The following is a 17,416-nucleotide window of genomic DNA, read 5'->3' as shown; positions in this document are numbered from 1 at the left end:
CGAGTCGTAATGCGGCAAGTTTTCCCTAAACGGACAAGTAGTCAGGCTCACTGTGGAATACATGATTGGGGTGCGTATGAAAAATCCGCTGGAATCAGTTGTCGGGTCCGTCATTTCAGGGTTGCTGTTAACCCTGGCTCTGGTTTTTTTCCTTAAAAATTTCATTGTGGCAGGGGGCTAATCCATGGAACTGGTACCGGCACTCGCGCGGTGGATACATTTTCTGGCAGGCATTACCTGGGTCGGCCTGCTTTATTACTTCAGCCTGGTACAAATGGCAGGCCTGAAGGCTGCCGCTGCGGATGGAACAGCCGCCGGGATTAATAAACATATTGCCCCACGCGCCTTGTTATGGTTTCGCTGGTCGGCTGTCGTGACATGGCTGGCCGGTGCGGCTTTGCTGGGGCCACATTTTGTTGATGCCTTTGCATTGCGTAACGGATTTGAGCTGATAGGCGTAGGGGCCTGGTTGGGTACGATTATGCTGTTTAATGTCTGGGCTCTGATTTGGCCCAACCAGAAAAAAATTCTGGGTATGGTTGCCGCGGATGATGCGGCAAAAAATAAAGCGCGACGTGTGGCCATGCTGGCATCGCGTACCAATTTGATGCTTTCATTGCCAATGTTGTTTTTTATGGCGAATGGATTGAGTCATCGCGCAGTATTAGGTTTTTAGCGGGTTTAAGGCGTTTACGGCGGCTTAAGCCGCCGTTTTTGTTTTTTGAAAAAGGGTTTGAAATGCATTCGGAACACTTAATGAACACCTATGGTAGGCAGCCTGTGACGTTTGTCAAAGGCGAGGGCGTCTGGCTGACAGACACTGCCGGTGATCGCTATCTGGATGCGCTGTCCGGCGTGGCAGTAAATGGCCTGGGCCATGCCCATCCCAAATTTGTGGCTGCACTCAATGCGCAAATTGCCAGATTGATCCATGTCTCCAATATTTACCAGATTGCCGAGCAATCTGCGCTTGCCGATAAACTGGCTGAATTGTCCGGCATGGACCGCGTGTTCTTCTGTAACTCTGGTTGTGAAGCCAACGAGGCGGCCATCAAACTGGCACGACTGTATGGCCATAACAAAGGCATAGACCACCCGGAAATCATTGTCATGGATCAAAGCTTTCACGGCCGGACCATGGCAACCTTGTCTGCCACCGGCAATCGCAAGGTGCAGGCCGGTTTTGAGCCCTTGGTGAGTGGTTTCCTGCGTGTGCCATTTGATGATCTTGAGGCAGTAAAAACCATCGCTTCACACAAAAACAACGTGGTTGCCATCCTGGTCGAGCCCGTGCAAGGGGAAGGTGGCGTGCATATTCCGGCCAGCCTCAAAGCCTATTTGCAAGGCTTGCGCGAGATTTGTGATGCCAATGGCTGGTTGCTCATGCTCGACGAAGTGCAATCCGGCATTGCCAGAACCGGTACCTGGTTTGCGTTCCAGCATACTGGCATCGTGCCTGATGTCATGACCCTGGCCAAGGGCCTGGGCTCAGGTGTGCCGATTGGCGCCTGTGTGGCGCGTGGCATTGCGGCTGAAACCTTCACCCCAGGCAAGCATGGCTCTACTTTTGGCGGCAACCCGTTAGCGACAGCTGCTGGTTTGGCCACACTGGATATTATTGCCGAAGAGAAACTGCGCGAAAATGCAGACACGGTGGGTGATTACATCCGCCAGCAATTTACTGCCGCGCTCAAAGGTGAAGCTGGCGTCATCAACATCCGCAATGCCGGCATGATGATAGGCATCGAGCTGGATAGGCCTTGTGCAGAGTTGGTCAAGCAGGCATTGGCGGCCAAATTGCTGATTAACGTGACTTCTGAAAAAGTGATTCGTTTGCTGCCATCCCTGGTGATGAACAAGCAAGAAGCGGATGAACTGGTTAGCAGGCTGACGCCACTGATATTGAATTTTTTAAAGGCAAGCGCTTGATTGAACAAGTGCCCAACACATTATGAGTATTAAACACTTTTTGCAATTTAATGACCTGACGCGCGACGAGATTGAACATATCTTTGCGCGTGCCAAATGGATTAAATCGCAGTTTAAAGACTACAAACAATACTGGCCGCTGGTCGACCGCACGCTGGTCATGATCTTTGAAAAAGCCAGTACGCGTACGCGCTTGTCATTTGAGGCCGGTATGCAGCAATTGGGTGGCTCAGCGATTTACCTGAATACGCGTGACTCACAACTGGGTCGCGGTGAGCCGGTAGAAGATGCGGCACAAGTCATTTCACGCATGAGTGACATCGTCATGATTCGTACTTTTGAGCAAAGCATCATTGAACGCTTTGCGCAAAACTCGCGCGTGCCCGTCGTCAATGGCCTGACCAATGAATACCACCCGTGCCAGATTCTGGCTGATATTTTCACTTTTATCGAGCATCGTGGGTCGATTCAAGGCAAAACCGTGGCATGGATTGGTGACAGTAATAACGTCTGCAATACCTGGTTGCAAGCGGCAGAAGTACTCGACTTTAATGTACATGTCTCTACGCCGCCGGGCTATGAAGTTGAGCCTGAGCGCGCCAATTTGTATGGCACCTCGCACTTTGAGTCTTTTGCTGATCCGATGGAAGCAGCACGTGATGCAGATTTAGTGACCACTGACGTGTGGACATCGATGGGTTTTGAAGCCGAAAACGAAGAGCGTCGTAAAGATTTTGCTGACTGGCAAGTCGATGAAGATATGATGAAAGTGGCTAAGGCCGATGCGGTGTTTATGCACTGCCTGCCAGCGCACCGCGGCGAGGAAGTGTCTGCCGAAGTGATTGATGGCAAGCAAAGCGTGGTGTGGGATGAGGCGGAGAACCGCTTGCACACGCAAAAAGCATTGATGGAATATTTGTTGTTAGGAAAAGTGGCTTGATTTCACAAGCCAGATGAATTCAGTTTGGGATAATTTAGATGAGCGATATTAAAAAAGCGGTGTTGGCTTATTCCGGTGGTCTGGACACCTCCGTGATTTTGAAGTGGTTACAAGATACCTATCAATGTGAAGTGGTGACGTTTACCGCTGACCTCGGTCAAGGCGAGGAGCTGGAACCGGCGCGTGAAAAAGCCAAAAAATTTGGCGTGAGCGAGATTTATATCGACGACTTGCGTGAAGAGTTTGTGCGTGATTTTGTGTTCCCGATGTTTCGTGCCAATACGGTGTACGAAGGCGAATACCTGCTGGGTACTTCGATTGCACGCCCATTGATTGCCAAGCGTCTGATTGAAATTGCCAATGAAACCAAAGCCGATGCCATTTCGCATGGGGCGACCGGTAAAGGCAACGACCAGGTGCGTTTTGAGTTAGGTGCTTATGCGCTCAATCCGAATATCCAGATTATTGCGCCATGGCGTGAATGGGATTTGTTGTCCCGTGAGAAATTGCTGGCTTATGCCGAAAAACACAGTATCCCGGTGGAAATGAAGCATAAACAAGGCGGCAGTCCATATTCGATGGATGCCAACTTGTTGCATATCTCTTATGAAGGCCGTCACCTGGAAGACCCTTCTGCTGAAGCTGAAGAAGATATGTGGCGCTGGACTGTTTCACCGGAAAAGGCACCTGATGCTGCCGAGTATCTGGATATTGAGTTCAAACATGGCGATATCGTGGCCTTGAATGGCAAAGCCATGAAAGCACACGAGATTCTGGCCGAATTAAACCGTATTGGTGGTCAGCACGGCGTGGGCCGTCTGGATCTGGTGGAAAACCGCTATGTGGGCATGAAGTCTCGTGGTTGCTACGAAACGCCTGGCGGTACCATTATCCTCAAAGCACATCGTGCGATTGAAAGCATCACATTGGACCGCGAAGTGGCGCATTTGAAAGATGACTTGATGCCACGTTACGCCAGCCTGATTTACAACGGTTACTGGTGGAGCCCTGAGCGTGTTGCCTTGCAAACGCTGATCGACCATACACAGGCGACGGTGAATGGCTGGGTGCGCGTCAAGCTTTACAAAGGGAATGTCATTGTTGTCGGTCGTGACAGCAAGACAGACTCCTTGTTTGATTCAACCATTGCCACGTTTGAAGATGACAAAGGCGCTTACGATCAAAAAGACGCTGGTGGCTTTATCAAGCTGAATGCTTTACGTATGCGTATTGCGGCTAATTTGCACAACCGTAAAAAATAATTTTTATGGCCAATCGACGCGTCATTGCTTACGACTCCACGTTGCGTGATGGCGCGCAGGCGCAAGGCGTGTCTTTTTCAGTGGAAGATAAACTCAAGGTCGTGCAACGCCTGGACCAGCTGGGCATTGGGTATATAGAGGCAGGCAACCCTGGTTCGAATCCTAAAGATCTTGAGTTTTTCGCACGCGTCGGTGAGTTGCAATTGCAGCATGCCAAAATTATTGCTTTTGGCAGTACGCGTCGCATCGGCATTGCCGCGGCCGAAGATAAGAATTTGCAATCGCTACTTTCTGCTAACACGCAGGCGGTCGCGATTTTTGGCAAAAGCTGGGATTACCAGGTCACCGATATCCTGCGCACCACGTTGCAGGAAAACCTGGCCATGATAGGTGACACCATTGCCTATTTAAAAGCGCAGGGCAAAGAGGTGGTATTTGACGCTGAACACTTCTACGATGGTTACAAAGCCAATCGCGAATATGCCATGCAAACCCTGCAAGCCGCAGTGGATGCTGGGGCTGATGTACTGGCATTGTGTGATACAAACGGAGGCACTTTCCCGAACGAAGTGTTTGCGATCACCGAGACCGTGGTGAAGCATTTCCCGTCCGTTCAAATCGGTATTCATTGCCATAACGATTGCGAAATGGCCGTAGCGAACTCAGTGGCGGCCGTGCAGGCAGGCGCAGTACAGGTGCAAGGCACCATCAATGGGATTGGTGAGCGTTGTGGCAATGCCAACCTGGTGTCGATTATCCCGAATGTACAACTCAAACTCGGCTTGGAGTGTGTGTCACCGGCGCAATTGTCTGAGTTAACCGCGGCTGCGCGTTTTGTCAGTGAAGTGGCCAATGTGGCATTTAACGATAAAGCGCCGTATGTGGGGCATGATGCCTTTGCACACAAGGGCGGCATGCATATTGATGCGGTGAATAAAAACCCTAAGTCTTATGAGCATATTAACCCCGGAGTGGTCGGCAATCAGCGCCATATCCTGGTGTCCGAGGTGGCGGGGCGCGGCGCTATTTTGCGCAAATTACAGCAAATAGATCCTACTTTGACCAAAGAGTCTGACGCTGCAGTCAATATCCTGGAGCATCTCAAAGCGCTGGAGCACGAAGGCTACCAGTTTGAAAATGCCGAAAGCTCTTTTGATTTGCTGATGCAAAAATTGCTGGGCAAGTTTGAGCCTTTTTTCAGCTTGCAACATTACAAAGTGAATATTTATGAGCCATCGGAAGATGGTTTGAACTCGTCTGTCAGCATCCATTTGAGCGTCAAAGGCAAGGATGCGGCAGCAACTGCGCAAGGCGATGGCCCGGTCAATGCGCTGGATAAAGCCATGCGTAAGGCGCTGGAGCCATTCTATCCGGCTATCAAGGACATTAAGCTGGTGGATTACAAAGTGCGCGTGCTGGACTCTAACCTGGCGACTGCGGCCAAGGTGAGGGTGTTGATTGAGTCTACCGATCAGCAAACCACCTGTGCCACCATGGGTGTTTCTTCTGACATTATTCAGGCCTCATGGCTGGCGCTGAAAGATGCCATTGAGTATAAACTGATCCGCGTTTAATCTGCGCGTTAGTTAAAATGCCACCGTTGACCACATAAACAGCACATTACCATTGCCCTTTGTGCCAGGCACATAGGTGGCGTTGACAATCACTTTATCGTATCCCATGGCTGCAATCGGCAGCAGCACAGGTAGCGGCTTGTAGTTGTAATCACTTCTGGCTGTGAACCCGGCCGTTAATCCCACGCCAGCATTTAAGCCACTGGCTTGACCGACCAGATTTTTGACATGTCCATAACCGACAATGGGTTCCCAGTCGTCATGTGAATCTTTAAATGCCATCACATAGTAACCATCCCAGTTGCTGTCAGCATCGCGGTGCGACTTGCCTATACCCAGCCCCCACGGACGCTCGTTAAACGAATCAACTTTCTCTTTCGAGTACATGCTTCTGTTGTGATAAGTCACCAGCGGTACATATAAATCGGTTTGATCGGATTTTTGCCATACATCCGTCAGGTGGTTTTTAAGCTGCCCCAGCCAGCTGTCTTGCGTTGCAGCATTGGCAGATTCTGGGCTTGCTGTTTCTACACTAACTGGTTCAGCGTTTGCGTGCAGGCTGAGTGTGCTGATGAAGAGGAGTGCATATATTTTCATAACATTTTAAGCGGTCTGATTTTTGGTTAACATTTTCTCATGAATTTGCTGTGCTGGTTGGTTGCAAAAGCACCAGTTTCAGTTGCTCCTGCTCTACAGGCTTCAGCGTGACTTGTTGAAAGTGAATCAATCCATGCACTGGATGTTGAAATTCACGTTGTCCGCCTTGTCGTTCCAGTACATCGTGTTGTTTCCAGAATTGGGTAAATTCTACACTGGCGGTACTTAACTCACTGACCAGTTGCTTAACTTCAGGTTCCTCTAATCTCGAGCGGCAGTCTGCGCGAAATTCAGCCACCAGGCGGCGTGCACGCATCTCCCAATTAACGACAAACTGCCGGGCTTGTGGATTTGCAAAGACAAAGCGCAGCAGGTTTGGGCGCTGGGTCTTCGGCCAGGCGACGTCCAGCAGTCCGGTAAATAATGTCTCTGCTGGCTGGTTCCAGGCCAGGATATCCCAGGTGCGGCCCATCACATAGGCGGGAATCTGCATCTGCTCCAGCATGGCGACCAGTGTTTCCGGGGCGGTATCGACTTCGTTTTGATGTGCTTGTGGATCACGTCTGTCGGCCATATCAAACAAATAACTGCGTTCAGACTTACTGAGTTTCAAGGCTGTTGCCAGCCTGTCCAACGCTTCGGCCGAAACATTGACTTCGCGTGCCTGCTCTATCCAGGTATACCAGGTCGCGCTGATGCTGGCCAGTTGTGCGACTTCTTCGCGGCGTAAACCTTGTGTGCGGCGGCGTGAACCAGAAGGGAATCCGAATTCTTCCGGGGTACCACGCTGACGCATGGCTTGCAGAAATTCTGCCAGTTCCTGCCTTCTCGTATCCATTTGATTTGTTTATCCTATTAGTCTTAATACTAGTATAAACTATCTTCTTGTAAGGGTATTAAAACTTAGGTATTCTGCGCGAGTTTTATCAATATTTGCGTGGTAAGAAAGGAACAGTCATGGCAGGCAAAACGCTGTACGACAAATTGTGGGAATCGCATGTGGTGCATGAGGAATCTGATGGCACCTGTTTGATTTATATCGACCGTCATCTGGTACACGAAGTCACCAGCCCGCAGGCGTTTGAAGGCTTGCGTATGGCTGGCCGAAAGCCATGGCGTAACTCCAGTATTGTGGCGAACCCTGACCACAATACACCGACCAAAGATTGGGACAAAGGTATTGAAGACCCGATCTCGCGTCTGCAGGTAGAAACCCTGGACAACAACATCAAAGAGTTTGGCGCTTTGGTATATTTCCCGTTTAAAAACAAAGACCAGGGCATTATCCACGTCATCGGGCCTGAAAATGGTACAACCTTGCCAGGCATGACCGTGGTCTGTGGCGATAGCCATACCTCTACCCATGGCGCTTTCGGTGCCTTGGCGCATGGTATTGGTACCTCAGAAGTAGAACACGTGTTGGCGACACAAACACTGGTGGCCAAAAAATCCAAAAGCATGCTGGTGCGTGTTGACGGCCAGCTTGGCAAAGGTGTGACCGCGAAAGATGTGGCATTGGCTATTATTGGCAAAATCGGGACTGCTGGCGGTACTGGCTATGCGATTGAATTCGGTGGCGAAGTGATTCGTAGCTTGTCCATGGAAGGCCGTATGACGCTGTGTAATATGGCGATTGAAGCAGGCGCACGCGCCGGCCTGGTCGCGCCAGACGAGAAAACAGCGGCCTACCTCGAAGGTCGTTTGCATGCGCCTAAAGGTGACCACTGGAGCAAAGCGGTGGCTTACTGGACTACACTGAACTCTGAAGCTGACGCAGAATTTGATACCGTGGTGACCTTAAATGGTGCTGAAATTGCGCCGCAAGTGACCTGGGGCACCTCACCCGAGCAAGTACTGCCAATTGGCTCTACGGTACCGGATCCGGCGAAAGAAGTGGATGCGACCAAGCGCACCAGTATCGAAAACGCCTTGAAATACATGGGCTTGTCAGCGAATACGCCGATTGATCAAATTCAGCTGGATAAGATTTTTATTGGTTCATGCACAAATTCCCGCATTGAGGATTTGCGCGCTGCAGCTGGTGTCGCCAAGGGTAAAAAAGTGGCCAGCAATATCAAACTAGCGATGGTCGTGCCGGGTTCTGGCCAAGTGAAGCGCCAGGCAGAGGCTGAAGGCCTGGACAAGATTTTTATTGAGGCTGGTTTTGAATGGCGTGAGCCAGGTTGCTCCATGTGCCTGGCCATGAACGCAGACCGTTTGAGCCCGGGTGAGCGCTGCGCCTCTACCTCTAACCGTAACTTTGAAGGCCGCCAGGGCCCGGGTGGTCGTACGCACCTGGTGAGCCCGGAAATGGCCGCCGCTGCCGCGATTGCCGGTCACTTTGTGGACGTGCGCAGCGCATAAGAGGAGAACATCATGAAAGCATTTACTACTTTAAATGGGCTGGCCTGTCCGCTGGATCGTGCCAACGTTGATACGGATGCCATTATCCCGAAACAGTTTTTGAAATCAATTAAGCGTTCTGGCTTTGGCCCTTACTTGTTTGATGAGTGGCGTTATACCAACTATGGCGAACCCGGCATGGATTGCAGCACACGCCCGCTCAACACCGAGTTTGTCTTGAACCAGCCACGTTACCAGGGCGCACAAGTGCTGCTGGCGCGCGATAACTTTGGTTGTGGCTCTTCGCGCGAACACGCGCCATGGGCGATTGAGGACCAAGGCTTTCGCGTAATTATTGCGCCTAGCTTTGCCGACATTTTCTTTAATAACTGCTATAAGAATGGCATTTTGCCGATTGTGGCCTCAGCTGAGCAAGTCGATAGCCTGTTCAAAGAATGCCTGGCCAATGAAGGCTATACACTAAATGTCGATTTGGCCGCACAAACGGTGACTACGCCTTCAGGCCAGTCATTCAGTTTTGAGATTACGCCTACCCGTAAGCACAACCTGCTGAACGGCCTGGATGAAATCGGCCTGACTTTACAGCATACGGATGAGATCCGTGCTTTTGAAGAAAAGCACAAACAAAGTCAGCCCTGGTTATTTGCTTAATGGAACGTGTCTTCTCTCGCAAAGAGAATGCATCAAAAAATAAAAGGAATTTTTAAATGGCATTAAATATTGCTGTATTGCCAGGTGATGGCATTGGCCCGGAAATTATTGCGCAAGCGTTGCGCATACTGGAAGTATTGAAAAAAGACGGCCTGGACATGACCTTTACGGAAGCGCCTTTGGGCGGCCAGGCTTATGACCAGTTCGGTCATCCATACCCTGAGTTTACGCAAGAGGTCTGTCGTAAAGCTGACGCCGTCTTGCTGGGCGCCGTCGGTGGTCCGCAGTACGACAACCTGGACCGCCCATTGCGTCCTGAGCGCGGCTTGCTAGCTATCCGCAAGGACTTGGGTTTGTTCGCTAACCTGCGTCCTGCCGTACTGTTTCCTGAGCTGGCGAATGCCTCTACCTTGAAACCAGAAGTAGTGGCAGGCCTGGATATCATGATCGTGCGTGAACTGACTGGTGACGTTTATTTCGGCCAGCCACGCGGTATGCGCACTAACGAGCAGGGCGTGCGTGAAGGTTTCAACACGATGATTTACAGCGAGCCTGAAGTGCGTCGCATTGCGCATGTGGCTTTTGACATCGCCATGAAGCGTGGCAAGAAGTTGTGTTCTGTGGACAAGGCCAACGTGCTGGAAACCACTGAGTTCTGGAAAGAGATCGTCATTGATGTGGCTAAAGAGTATCCGGAAGTGGAGTTGAGCCATATGTACGTCGACAATGCCGCCATGCAGCTGATTCGTAATCCTAAGCAGTTTGACGTCATGGTTACCGGCAACATTTTTGGTGACATCTTATCTGATGAAGCTTCGATGCTGACCGGCTCTATCGGCATGCTGGCGTCTGCTTCCTTGAATGAAAGCAAAAAAGGCTTGTATGAGCCTTCACATGGCTCTGCGCCGGATATTGCTGGCAAGAACCTGGCCAACCCGATTGCGACGATTCTGTCAGTGGCGATGATGTTGCGTTACAGCTTTGATAATGAAGCGGCGGCGACCCGCATTGAAAATGCAGTGAAAAAAGTATTGGCAGCAGGCTACCGCACGGGTGATATCTACGAAGAGGGAACCAAGAAGGTTTCTTGCTCTGAAATGGGTGACCAGATCGTCGCTGCCATGTAAAGCAGGCTCTGCGGGCGGCGCTGTTCATGCCGTCCGTTCAGTTTTAAGATATAGTCGTAACTAGTATTGATTAGGAATTTAAAAATGGCACAATTTGATAATGTCAGCGTAAAAAAGAAAGCCAACGTTTATTTCGATGGTAAATGTGTGAGCCACACGGTGTTGTTTCCAAATGGTACACGCTGTACCGTGGGCGTGATTTTCCCTAGCACATTGACCTTTAACACTGGCTCACCAGAGTTGATGGAAATTAATGATGGCGTGTGCAAAGTCCGTCAAAAAGACGAAGATAACTGGACAATCTATAAGGGCGGTGAGAAATTCACAGTGCCGGGTAACTCCAGTTTCGATATTGAAGTGTTGGAGACAGTAGACTACGTCTGCCACTTCGAGTAATTGTGATTGCTCGGCAGGGCCGCGTTGCAAGCGCTTGCCGTACTGAATGTACTGTCTGAGCGCTTGCGCCTTGTCCTGCCCTCGCTTGTGAGGTTTTAAAATATGCCAAGTTTTGATATTACGTCTGAAGTCGATATGGTCAATTTGAAAAATTCGATTGATGCTTCTGTCAAGCAGATCACCAATCGTTATGATTTCAAGGGCACGTCGGCCAAAGTCGATTTTAACGAAAAAGACAAAGTGATTACCTTGTTTGGTGACAATGACTTTCAGCTGGACCAGGTGAAAGACATCTTGTTGCCAGCCATGGAAAAAAAAGAGCCTGAGTCATCCAAACGCCTGGAGCACAAAGATGTGCAAAAAGTGTCAGGCAACAAGGTGAAGCAAGAGCTGCATGTGCGTGATGGCATTGATAGTGACCTGGCCAAGAAAATCACCAAGCTGATTAAAGATAGCGGCATGAAGGTACAGGCGAGCATCCAGGGCGATACGGTACGTGTCAATGGCGCCAAGCGCGATGTGCTGCAAGAGGCGATCGCATTCGTGAAAAAAAGTATTACCGATTTCCCATTGAAATACGGTAACTTCAGGGATTAGTCATTGGGAGAATAATATGGCGAAATGGATGACATTAGTATTGACGGTGTTGGTGTTAGCAGGCTGCAACACCATTAATGGCATGGGTAAAGATATTGAACAAGCAGGTGAAGCTGTTCAGAAATCGTCCAAATAATTTATTGTTAATGCCGGATGATCCGGCTGAAATATCGAGTCACTATGTTAAAAGTAGGGTTTGTAGGCTGGCGCGGCATGGTTGGGTCCGTGCTGATGCAGCGCATGATGCAGGAAAATGATTTTGCGGATATCGAGCCGCAATTTTTCACGACCTCGCAAACAGGTGGTGCTGCACCTAACGTGGGTAAAGATTCTCCTGCATTAAAAGATGCCAGGGATATCAACGCTTTGCGTCAGATGGACGTGGTTGTGACTTGCCAGGGGGGCGATTACACCAGTGAGGTGTTCTCGCAATTACGCGCGACTGGCTGGCGTGGTCACTGGATTGATGCGGCTTCAACCTTGCGCATGGAGCAAGACGCCGTGATCATTTTAGACCCGGTTAATATGCATGTGATTAAAGATGCATTAGCCAATGGCGGCAATAACTGGGTTGGCGGTAACTGTACCGTGTCTTTGATGCTGATGGCATTAAACGGCCTGTTTAAGGCTGATCTGGTGGAGTGGGCGACATCCATGACTTACCAGGCGGCTTCAGGTGCCGGTGCTCAGAATATGCGTGAGCTGATTAGCCAGATGGGCGTGGTGAATGCCTCTGTGGCTGGCTTGCTGGCAGATCCTGCCTCTGCGATCCTGCAAATCGACAAAACCGTGGCGGAGACGATTCGTAGTGAAGCGCTGCCAACCGCTAATTTTGGTGTTCCCCTGGCTGGCAGCCTGATCCCATGGATTGATAAAGATCTGGGTAATGGCCAAAGCAAAGAAGAGTGGAAGGGCGGCGTTGAAACCAACAAGATTTTAGGCCGTGAAGCCAACCCGATTGTGATTGATGGTTTATGTGTACGCATTGGCGCCATGCGCTGCCACTCGCAGGCGTTGACACTCAAGTTGCGCAAAGATGTGCCACTGGATGAAATTAACCAGATGCTGGCCGAAGCCAACGAATGGGCCAAGGTGATTCCTAATGAGCGTGAGATCAGTATGCGCGAGCTGACGCCAGCGGCGATTACCGGCACACTGACAACACCGGTAGGCCGTTTGCGTAAACTGGCGATGGGTGGCGAATACCTGTCCGCTTTCACGGTGGGCGACCAGTTATTGTGGGGGGCAGCAGAGCCTTTGCGCAGAATGTTGAGAATTCTGGTAGAAGCTTAAGTAATTGATTAAATAGCGGCCCGTAAAGCCATGATTTATTAATGAAATCATGGTCTTTTCGGGCTTTTGCTTTTTATATAATGCGGTTTAATGGGGACTATAGCCTCAAATCGGTGTATTTATTGCTCCCAAGCCGCCTGGGCGTGCTTGCGTGGCTGTGTGAATGATGCTATTTTGACAAGCGCCATGAATGAATAAGGGTTAATCGGTGAGTAAATTTCAATTAAAAAAAATAGCCTTTGCCTTGAGTTTGAGTACGGCCCTCTCGGCGCATGCTGCCGGTTTGGGTAGCATGATTTCCAGCTCAAAACTTGGTGAGCCGCTCAATGCGGAAATTGAGCTGTTGGCGGTGACACCAGCCGAGCTCAACAGCATTCAGGCGACACTGGCCAGCGAGCAGGTCTATCAGGACCAGATGCTGGAAAAGCCAGCTTCTTATCCGTTTATTAAAATTGAAGTGGGTAACAACACCAAAGGTCAGCCTATCCTTAAGCTGACAAGCTCGCAGCCGATTACCGAAGCCTTCCTGGATATGTTGATTCAGGTAGACTGGCCGACCGGACGCCTGGTCAAGGAATACACCTTGTTACTGGATCCGCCTGGTTTTAACTCTAATTATGTTTCTGAGTCGGCCGGATTACCTGTAGCAGGCCAGTCAGTGCCACTAGCCACTACCAATAATACGGCGCGAGTGCCAGAGACAAGTCAGCAGCCCGCCCCAGAGCCCAGATCCGAACCCAGTAAACCTCGCCAATCTAAGCCTGCAGCGGTGCCCGCACCGAAACAGGTGGCAGCGGATGAGGCTGCGAACACCGAGCAAGCGTTGACTACTGAGCGCGGTGATACGCTTTATGCCATTGCCAGGCAAATGAAGCCTGATAACGTCAGCGTGGAGCAAATGCTGGCGGCACTTTACCAGTCTAACCAGCAGGCGTTTGACGGTAAAAACATGAATCGCCTTAAGGTGGGCAAGATTATTCGCATGCCAGATCAGGCTACGCTGGATAGTGTTAGTCGCCCGCAGGCAAAAAGCCTGATTGCCGAGCATGCGACCAACTGGCAGGCCTATAAAAATTCACTGGCAAAAGTGGTCAAGGAAAGCGAAGCTAGCCAAACTGGTGGTAATACACAGCAATCTGCAGGCAAGATTGGTGCAGCAGGTGAGAAACCAGCGCCTCAAGCCAAACCAGGCAAAGATGTATTGAAGCTGTCTGCCGGTGATGCTAAGTCAACCACGCAAGCTGACAAGGCCGCAGCTAAAGCCTCGGCGGCGGCAGAGGATGCGACCGCTAAAGCGAATGCCATCAAAGAGGAACAGTCTCGTGCTGCTGCGCTTGAAAAACAAGTCGCAGACATGAAAAAGCTGATGGAAATGAAGAATAGCGCCATGGCGCAGGCTGAGAAAAATGCTGCGCAGGCAGCAACTGAGCCAAAAGCAGAAGTAAAGCCTGACGCAAAAGTAGAGCCAAAACCGACGGAGCAAGCTGCCAAAGCGCCTGCAGAGCAAACCAAAGTGCCACCAGCCGCGGTTGTGCCGGAAAAACCGACACCAACTGCCGAGCCAGCCAAGCCTGAGTTGCCTGTAGAGGAACCCGCAGCAGAGACCATGCAGCAGCCTTCGTTTATGCATGTATTGCTGGAACGCCTGAAAAACATCAGCCCGGTGTTGCCATTGGCATTGATCGCCTTGCCGGTATTGTTGTGTGTTTGGGCATTGATCCGTATTCGCCGTAAAAAACAAATCGATAATTTTGAAGATGTGATTGTCACGTCACCAGCTACGGAAATGCAGAACAATACGGTGTTCGGGGATACGCAAGCTGCCGCTTCTGGCGACACTTCTTTCCTGACGGATTTCTCGCAAAGCGGTGTGGGCGGCATGATAGATTCGCACGATGTGGATCCGATTGCCGAAGCAGAAGTGTACATGGCCTATGGTCGTGATGCACAAGCCGAAGAGATTTTGAAAGACGCGATTCAGAAAGATCCCGAGCGTCAGGAGCTCAAGTTGAAGTTGCTGGAAATTTATCAGACAACGGGTAATAAAGCTGCGTTTGAGTCCCTGGCCAGTGATGTCTATGCCAAAGCTGGTCCGGCAGATGCTGCCTGGTCCAAAGTCAGTGCCATGGGGCAGAAACTGGATCCTGAGAACACGCTATATCAGGCCACGCCAGCAGCAGTCAATGATGTTGCACCTTTAGCTAATGCAACCGTGCTGCCAGTCGCAGAAACACAAAATGAAGAAGATGCATATCACTTTAACTTTGAAGCGCCTGCCTTGGAGTTTGATGGGGCTTCAGAGGCGGTGGCGGCTGCCAGTGCTGAGCCAGTGACTCCCGCTGAAAGCCCTGTACGCCCTGCTGCGGCAGAAGAGGTGACGATTGAATCCGGTGCTGATGCATTATCTGCCACAAGCGATAACGATGCGTTGGCGCTTGATACGTTTACGAGCGAATCAGCCCCTCAGCGTGCAGATGACACAACGCTTGCGTTCTCGGAGGATGCTATCAGCACTGCGGATACGCTACGCTTTGAGGTTGAACCAGCTTCAGTGGCAAGTGTAGAGCCAGCCAGTGATGATGTCAGCAATACTTTAAATGTTGATGATGACCTCGCACTGACACCTAAAGCCCTGGATTTGCCTTCGCTAAACCTGGATGATGTTCCGCAAAGTGCAGAGGCTGCAAGCAGCAAGCCATTGTCAGCAACCACCGGTGAGCAAACGCTGTCTAGTGAGGATGCCGTGTTTGACTCATTGCCTGAGTTGTCACTGGAGCTGGGCGGCCCGAATGATGCGGTTGGCGAGCGTGTGAGTGACGATGCTCTGGAAATTGAGGAAATTAGCCTGGGCTCTGCGGATGCTGCATTAAATGAAACACCTGCCGTAGAGGCCACGGCCGACAGTATTGCCTTCCCTGAGATATCCCTGGATGTCGCCGAGAGCAGTACGGCAAGTGCTGAGGAGATCGCCGATGAACCGGAAGAAGTGAACACCAAACTTGATTTGATCCAAGCCTATATTGACATGGAAGATGTGGTGGGCGCCAAGGAACTGATCGATGAGGTGATCGCAGAAGGTGGCGAGCGCCAGCGGCAACGAGCCAGCGAATTACTGGCAAAATTAGCGTAAATCAAGGCCGGGTTCCCGGCCTTGTTCATTTTCACTGTCACTCACCGGCGATGTGGCCTGATTTGGCGTAATGACAGACAGCCCTTATACTAGGCGCCATGAAAATTGCGATTGGCATTGAATATCACGGCGCCTATTTTCAAGGATGGCAAAGTCAGCCAAATGCCGCAGGCGTGCAAGATGCCATCGAGCGAGCCATTGAACAGGTTGGCGGTGAAAAAGTACGTTTGCATGCGGCTGGACGTACCGATTCAGGCGTGCATGCCTTGATGCAAGTGGCACATTTTGAAACTTCAGTTGTCAGACCATTGAGTGCCTGGGTGCGTGGCACCAATGCGCACTTGCCAGCCTGGGTACGTATATTGTGGGCGGTTGAGGTGGCTGAGGATTTTCATGCCAGGTTTAGTGCACGTGCGCGCAGCTACCAGTATGTGTTGCATAATCATGCTGTGGCGCCAGCCAGCCAGCACGGGCGTGTGGGCTGGTACCACAGGCCGCTGGATATTGCATTGATGCAACAGGCAGTGCCTGGCTTAGTGGGCGAGCATGATTTCAGCGCTTTTCGTGCCAGTGAGTGCCAGGCCAGCACGCCAATACGCACGATGCATCGTGCCGATATTACACAACATGGGCGATACATCATTTTCAGTTTTAAGGCGAATGCCTTTTTACAGCACCAGATTCGTAATATGGTGGGCGCGTTAGTCTATGTCGGGCAGGGCAAGTTGAGCCCGGACGCATTTGCCGATTTGCTGCAACATAAAGACAGGCGTCTTTCACCTCCTACGTTTATGCCCGATGGTTTGTATTTTACCGGCGTAGAATATGATGGCCACTGGCAATTGCCCGTGTGTGAAGCGCACTGGGACTAAAGAAAGTAAATAAACAATATGACAAGAACCAGGGTAAAGATTTGCGGGATTACCCGCCTGGAAGATGCATTGGCGGCGATTGCCGCAGGTGCAGATGCGTTGGGGTTTGTATTTTATGCGCCTAGCCCACGCGCGGTCACGGCGGCACAAGCCCAGGCAATCATGGCGGCACTGCCGCCCTTTGTAAGCAAAGTCGGCTTGTTTGTGAATGCATCGCCTGAAGAGGTGCAGCAGGTGATGACAAGCACAGGCCTGGATTGTTTACAGTTTCATGGCGATGAGTCGGCAGACTATTGTGCACAATTTAATCTACCATATTACAAAGCAATCCGCGTCAAACCAGGGGTAAATTTGGTACAATGCGAGCTTGATTTTGCGTCAGCTTCAGCCTTGCTGCTGGATACTTATTCTGAAAAAGCGGTTGGCGGTACAGGTGAGGCATTTGACTGGTCGCTGATCCCTGCGAGTTTGCAAAAGCCAGTAATATTGGCCGGTGGTTTGAATCCGGAGAATGTTATGCAAGCCACGCGTCAGGTGCAGCCTTATGCATTGGATGTGAGTGGCGGGGTAGAAGCACAAAAGGGGATAAAATCCCCGCAAAAAATAGCTGCATTCATGCAGCAGGTGGTGCAGTGTGATGCTGCACGTAATGGGCGGTTTGAGTAGAAAACGAGATACGGAGTA

17 protein-coding genes are annotated in these 17,416 nt (G+C 50.7%); 15 read left to right on the top strand and 2 right to left on the bottom strand.

Going from position 1 to position 17,416, the window contains the following annotated elements; all coding sequences use genetic code 11:
• Window positions 1–184: 184 nt before the first annotated feature.
• The 5 genes from MET42_RS0108370 to cimA all read left to right on the top strand — a co-directional run bounded on the left by MET42_RS0108370 (window position 185) and on the right by cimA (window position 5,705).
• Window positions 185–676: a urate hydroxylase PuuD gene (locus MET42_RS0108370; RefSeq protein ID WP_019882460.1), complete on the top strand. Its 492-nt coding sequence runs from the start codon at window positions 185–187 to the stop codon at window positions 674–676.
• Between the two features lie 62 nt (window positions 677–738).
• Window positions 739–1,929: an aspartate aminotransferase family protein gene (locus MET42_RS0108365; protein ID WP_051089062.1), complete on the top strand. Its 1,191-nt coding sequence runs from the start codon at window positions 739–741 to the stop codon at window positions 1,927–1,929.
• A gap of 22 nt (window positions 1,930–1,951) precedes the next feature.
• Complete coding sequence (argF, locus tag MET42_RS0108360; protein WP_019882457.1) at window positions 1,952–2,869, top strand: ornithine carbamoyltransferase; 918 nt, start codon at window positions 1,952–1,954, stop codon at window positions 2,867–2,869.
• Between the two features lie 38 nt (window positions 2,870–2,907).
• On the top strand, window positions 2,908–4,131 hold the full coding sequence (locus MET42_RS0108355; RefSeq protein ID WP_019882456.1) for an argininosuccinate synthase: 1,224 nt from the start codon (window positions 2,908–2,910) through the stop codon (window positions 4,129–4,131).
• Between the two features lie 5 nt (window positions 4,132–4,136).
• Complete coding sequence (gene cimA, locus MET42_RS0108350; RefSeq protein WP_019882455.1) at window positions 4,137–5,705, top strand: citramalate synthase; 1,569 nt, start codon at window positions 4,137–4,139, stop codon at window positions 5,703–5,705.
• Window positions 5,706–5,717: 12 nt separating this feature from the next.
• Here the strand turns inward: cimA and pagP are convergent, their stop codons facing one another.
• Together pagP and MET42_RS0108340 are read right to left on the bottom strand one after the other, a co-directional pair.
• Window positions 5,718–6,302 carry a lipid IV(A) palmitoyltransferase PagP gene (pagP, locus tag MET42_RS0108345; protein ID WP_019882454.1) on the bottom strand — a complete coding sequence of 195 codons (585 nt, stop codon included), beginning with the start codon at window positions 6,300–6,302 and terminating at the stop codon, window positions 5,718–5,720.
• A gap of 37 nt (window positions 6,303–6,339) precedes the next feature.
• Complete coding sequence (locus MET42_RS0108340) at window positions 6,340–7,140, bottom strand: helix-turn-helix transcriptional regulator (protein WP_019882452.1); 801 nt, start codon at window positions 7,138–7,140, stop codon at window positions 6,340–6,342.
• Window positions 7,141–7,259: 119 nt separating this feature from the next.
• Here MET42_RS0108340 and leuC point away from each other — a divergent pair, with 119 nt between their 5' ends.
• The 10 genes from leuC (at window position 7,260) to MET42_RS0108290 (ending at window position 17,398) form a co-directional block, all read left to right on the top strand.
• Window positions 7,260–8,666, top strand: a complete 1,407-nt coding sequence (gene leuC, locus MET42_RS0108335; protein WP_019882450.1) for a 3-isopropylmalate dehydratase large subunit — start codon at window positions 7,260–7,262, stop codon at window positions 8,664–8,666.
• Window positions 8,667–8,678: 12 nt separating this feature from the next.
• A complete protein-coding gene (gene leuD, locus MET42_RS0108330; protein WP_019882449.1) occupies window positions 8,679–9,317 on the top strand; it encodes a 3-isopropylmalate dehydratase small subunit in 639 nt (212 codons plus the stop codon).
• Between the two features lie 56 nt (window positions 9,318–9,373).
• The gene (leuB, locus tag MET42_RS0108325; protein WP_019882446.1) at window positions 9,374–10,444 is read left to right on the top strand and encodes a 3-isopropylmalate dehydrogenase; all 1,071 of its coding nucleotides are present in this window, start codon (window positions 9,374–9,376) and stop codon (window positions 10,442–10,444) included.
• An 84-nt stretch (window positions 10,445–10,528) separates the two neighbouring features.
• The gene (locus MET42_RS0108320) at window positions 10,529–10,840 is read left to right on the top strand and encodes a pyrimidine/purine nucleoside phosphorylase (RefSeq protein ID WP_019882445.1); all 312 of its coding nucleotides are present in this window, start codon (window positions 10,529–10,531) and stop codon (window positions 10,838–10,840) included.
• A gap of 102 nt (window positions 10,841–10,942) precedes the next feature.
• A complete protein-coding gene (locus MET42_RS0108315) occupies window positions 10,943–11,437 on the top strand; it encodes a YajQ family cyclic di-GMP-binding protein (RefSeq protein ID WP_019882444.1) in 495 nt (164 codons plus the stop codon).
• A gap of 28 nt (window positions 11,438–11,465) precedes the next feature.
• The gene (locus tag MET42_RS0108310) at window positions 11,466–11,573 is read left to right on the top strand and encodes an entericidin A/B family lipoprotein (RefSeq protein ID WP_019882443.1); all 108 of its coding nucleotides are present in this window, start codon (window positions 11,466–11,468) and stop codon (window positions 11,571–11,573) included.
• Window positions 11,574–11,617: 44 nt separating this feature from the next.
• Complete coding sequence (gene asd, locus MET42_RS0108305; protein ID WP_019882442.1) at window positions 11,618–12,730, top strand: aspartate-semialdehyde dehydrogenase; 1,113 nt, start codon at window positions 11,618–11,620, stop codon at window positions 12,728–12,730.
• A gap of 208 nt (window positions 12,731–12,938) precedes the next feature.
• On the top strand, window positions 12,939–15,860 hold the full coding sequence (locus tag MET42_RS0108300) for a FimV/HubP family polar landmark protein (RefSeq protein ID WP_019882439.1): 2,922 nt from the start codon (window positions 12,939–12,941) through the stop codon (window positions 15,858–15,860).
• 98 nt (window positions 15,861–15,958) lie between these two features.
• Window positions 15,959–16,732 (top strand): tRNA pseudouridine(38-40) synthase TruA, encoded by a 774-nt coding sequence (gene truA / locus MET42_RS0108295; protein ID WP_019882438.1) that lies wholly within the window; start codon window positions 15,959–15,961, stop codon window positions 16,730–16,732.
• 18 nt (window positions 16,733–16,750) lie between these two features.
• Window positions 16,751–17,398: a phosphoribosylanthranilate isomerase gene (locus tag MET42_RS0108290; RefSeq protein WP_019882437.1), complete on the top strand. Its 648-nt coding sequence runs from the start codon at window positions 16,751–16,753 to the stop codon at window positions 17,396–17,398.
• Window positions 17,399–17,416 lie beyond the last annotated feature (18 nt).

The sequence above is a fragment of the Methylophilus sp. 42 genome, from assembly GCF_000384155.1.
Classification (GTDB): Bacteria; Pseudomonadota; Gammaproteobacteria; order Burkholderiales; family Methylophilaceae; genus Methylophilus.
This window is presented reverse-complemented; position numbering and strand designations above follow the sequence as displayed.

Coding starts and splice junctions, on each gene's coding strand:
- MET42_RS0108290 (WP_019882437.1), top strand. CDS start 16,751: ATGACAAGAACCAGGGTAAAGATTTGCGGGATTACCCGCCTGGAAGAT.
- argF (WP_019882457.1), top strand. CDS start 1,952: ATGAGTATTAAACACTTTTTGCAATTTAATGACCTGACGCGCGACGAG.
- MET42_RS0108355 (WP_019882456.1), top strand. CDS start 2,908: ATGAGCGATATTAAAAAAGCGGTGTTGGCTTATTCCGGTGGTCTGGAC.
- MET42_RS0108310 (WP_019882443.1), top strand. CDS start 11,466: ATGACATTAGTATTGACGGTGTTGGTGTTAGCAGGCTGCAACACCATT.
- MET42_RS0108365 (WP_051089062.1), top strand. CDS start 739: ATGCATTCGGAACACTTAATGAACACCTATGGTAGGCAGCCTGTGACG.
- MET42_RS0108340 (WP_019882452.1), bottom strand. CDS start 7,140: ATGGATACGAGAAGGCAGGAACTGGCAGAATTTCTGCAAGCCATGCGT.
- leuC (WP_019882450.1), top strand. CDS start 7,260: ATGGCAGGCAAAACGCTGTACGACAAATTGTGGGAATCGCATGTGGTG.
- truA (WP_019882438.1), top strand. CDS start 15,959: ATGAAAATTGCGATTGGCATTGAATATCACGGCGCCTATTTTCAAGGA.
- cimA (WP_019882455.1), top strand. CDS start 4,137: ATGGCCAATCGACGCGTCATTGCTTACGACTCCACGTTGCGTGATGGC.
- pagP (WP_019882454.1), bottom strand. CDS start 6,302: ATGAAAATATATGCACTCCTCTTCATCAGCACACTCAGCCTGCACGCA.
- MET42_RS0108315 (WP_019882444.1), top strand. CDS start 10,943: ATGCCAAGTTTTGATATTACGTCTGAAGTCGATATGGTCAATTTGAAA.
- MET42_RS0108370 (WP_019882460.1), top strand. CDS start 185: ATGGAACTGGTACCGGCACTCGCGCGGTGGATACATTTTCTGGCAGGC.
- asd (WP_019882442.1), top strand. CDS start 11,618: ATGTTAAAAGTAGGGTTTGTAGGCTGGCGCGGCATGGTTGGGTCCGTG.
- MET42_RS0108320 (WP_019882445.1), top strand. CDS start 10,529: ATGGCACAATTTGATAATGTCAGCGTAAAAAAGAAAGCCAACGTTTAT.
- leuB (WP_019882446.1), top strand. CDS start 9,374: ATGGCATTAAATATTGCTGTATTGCCAGGTGATGGCATTGGCCCGGAA.
- leuD (WP_019882449.1), top strand. CDS start 8,679: ATGAAAGCATTTACTACTTTAAATGGGCTGGCCTGTCCGCTGGATCGT.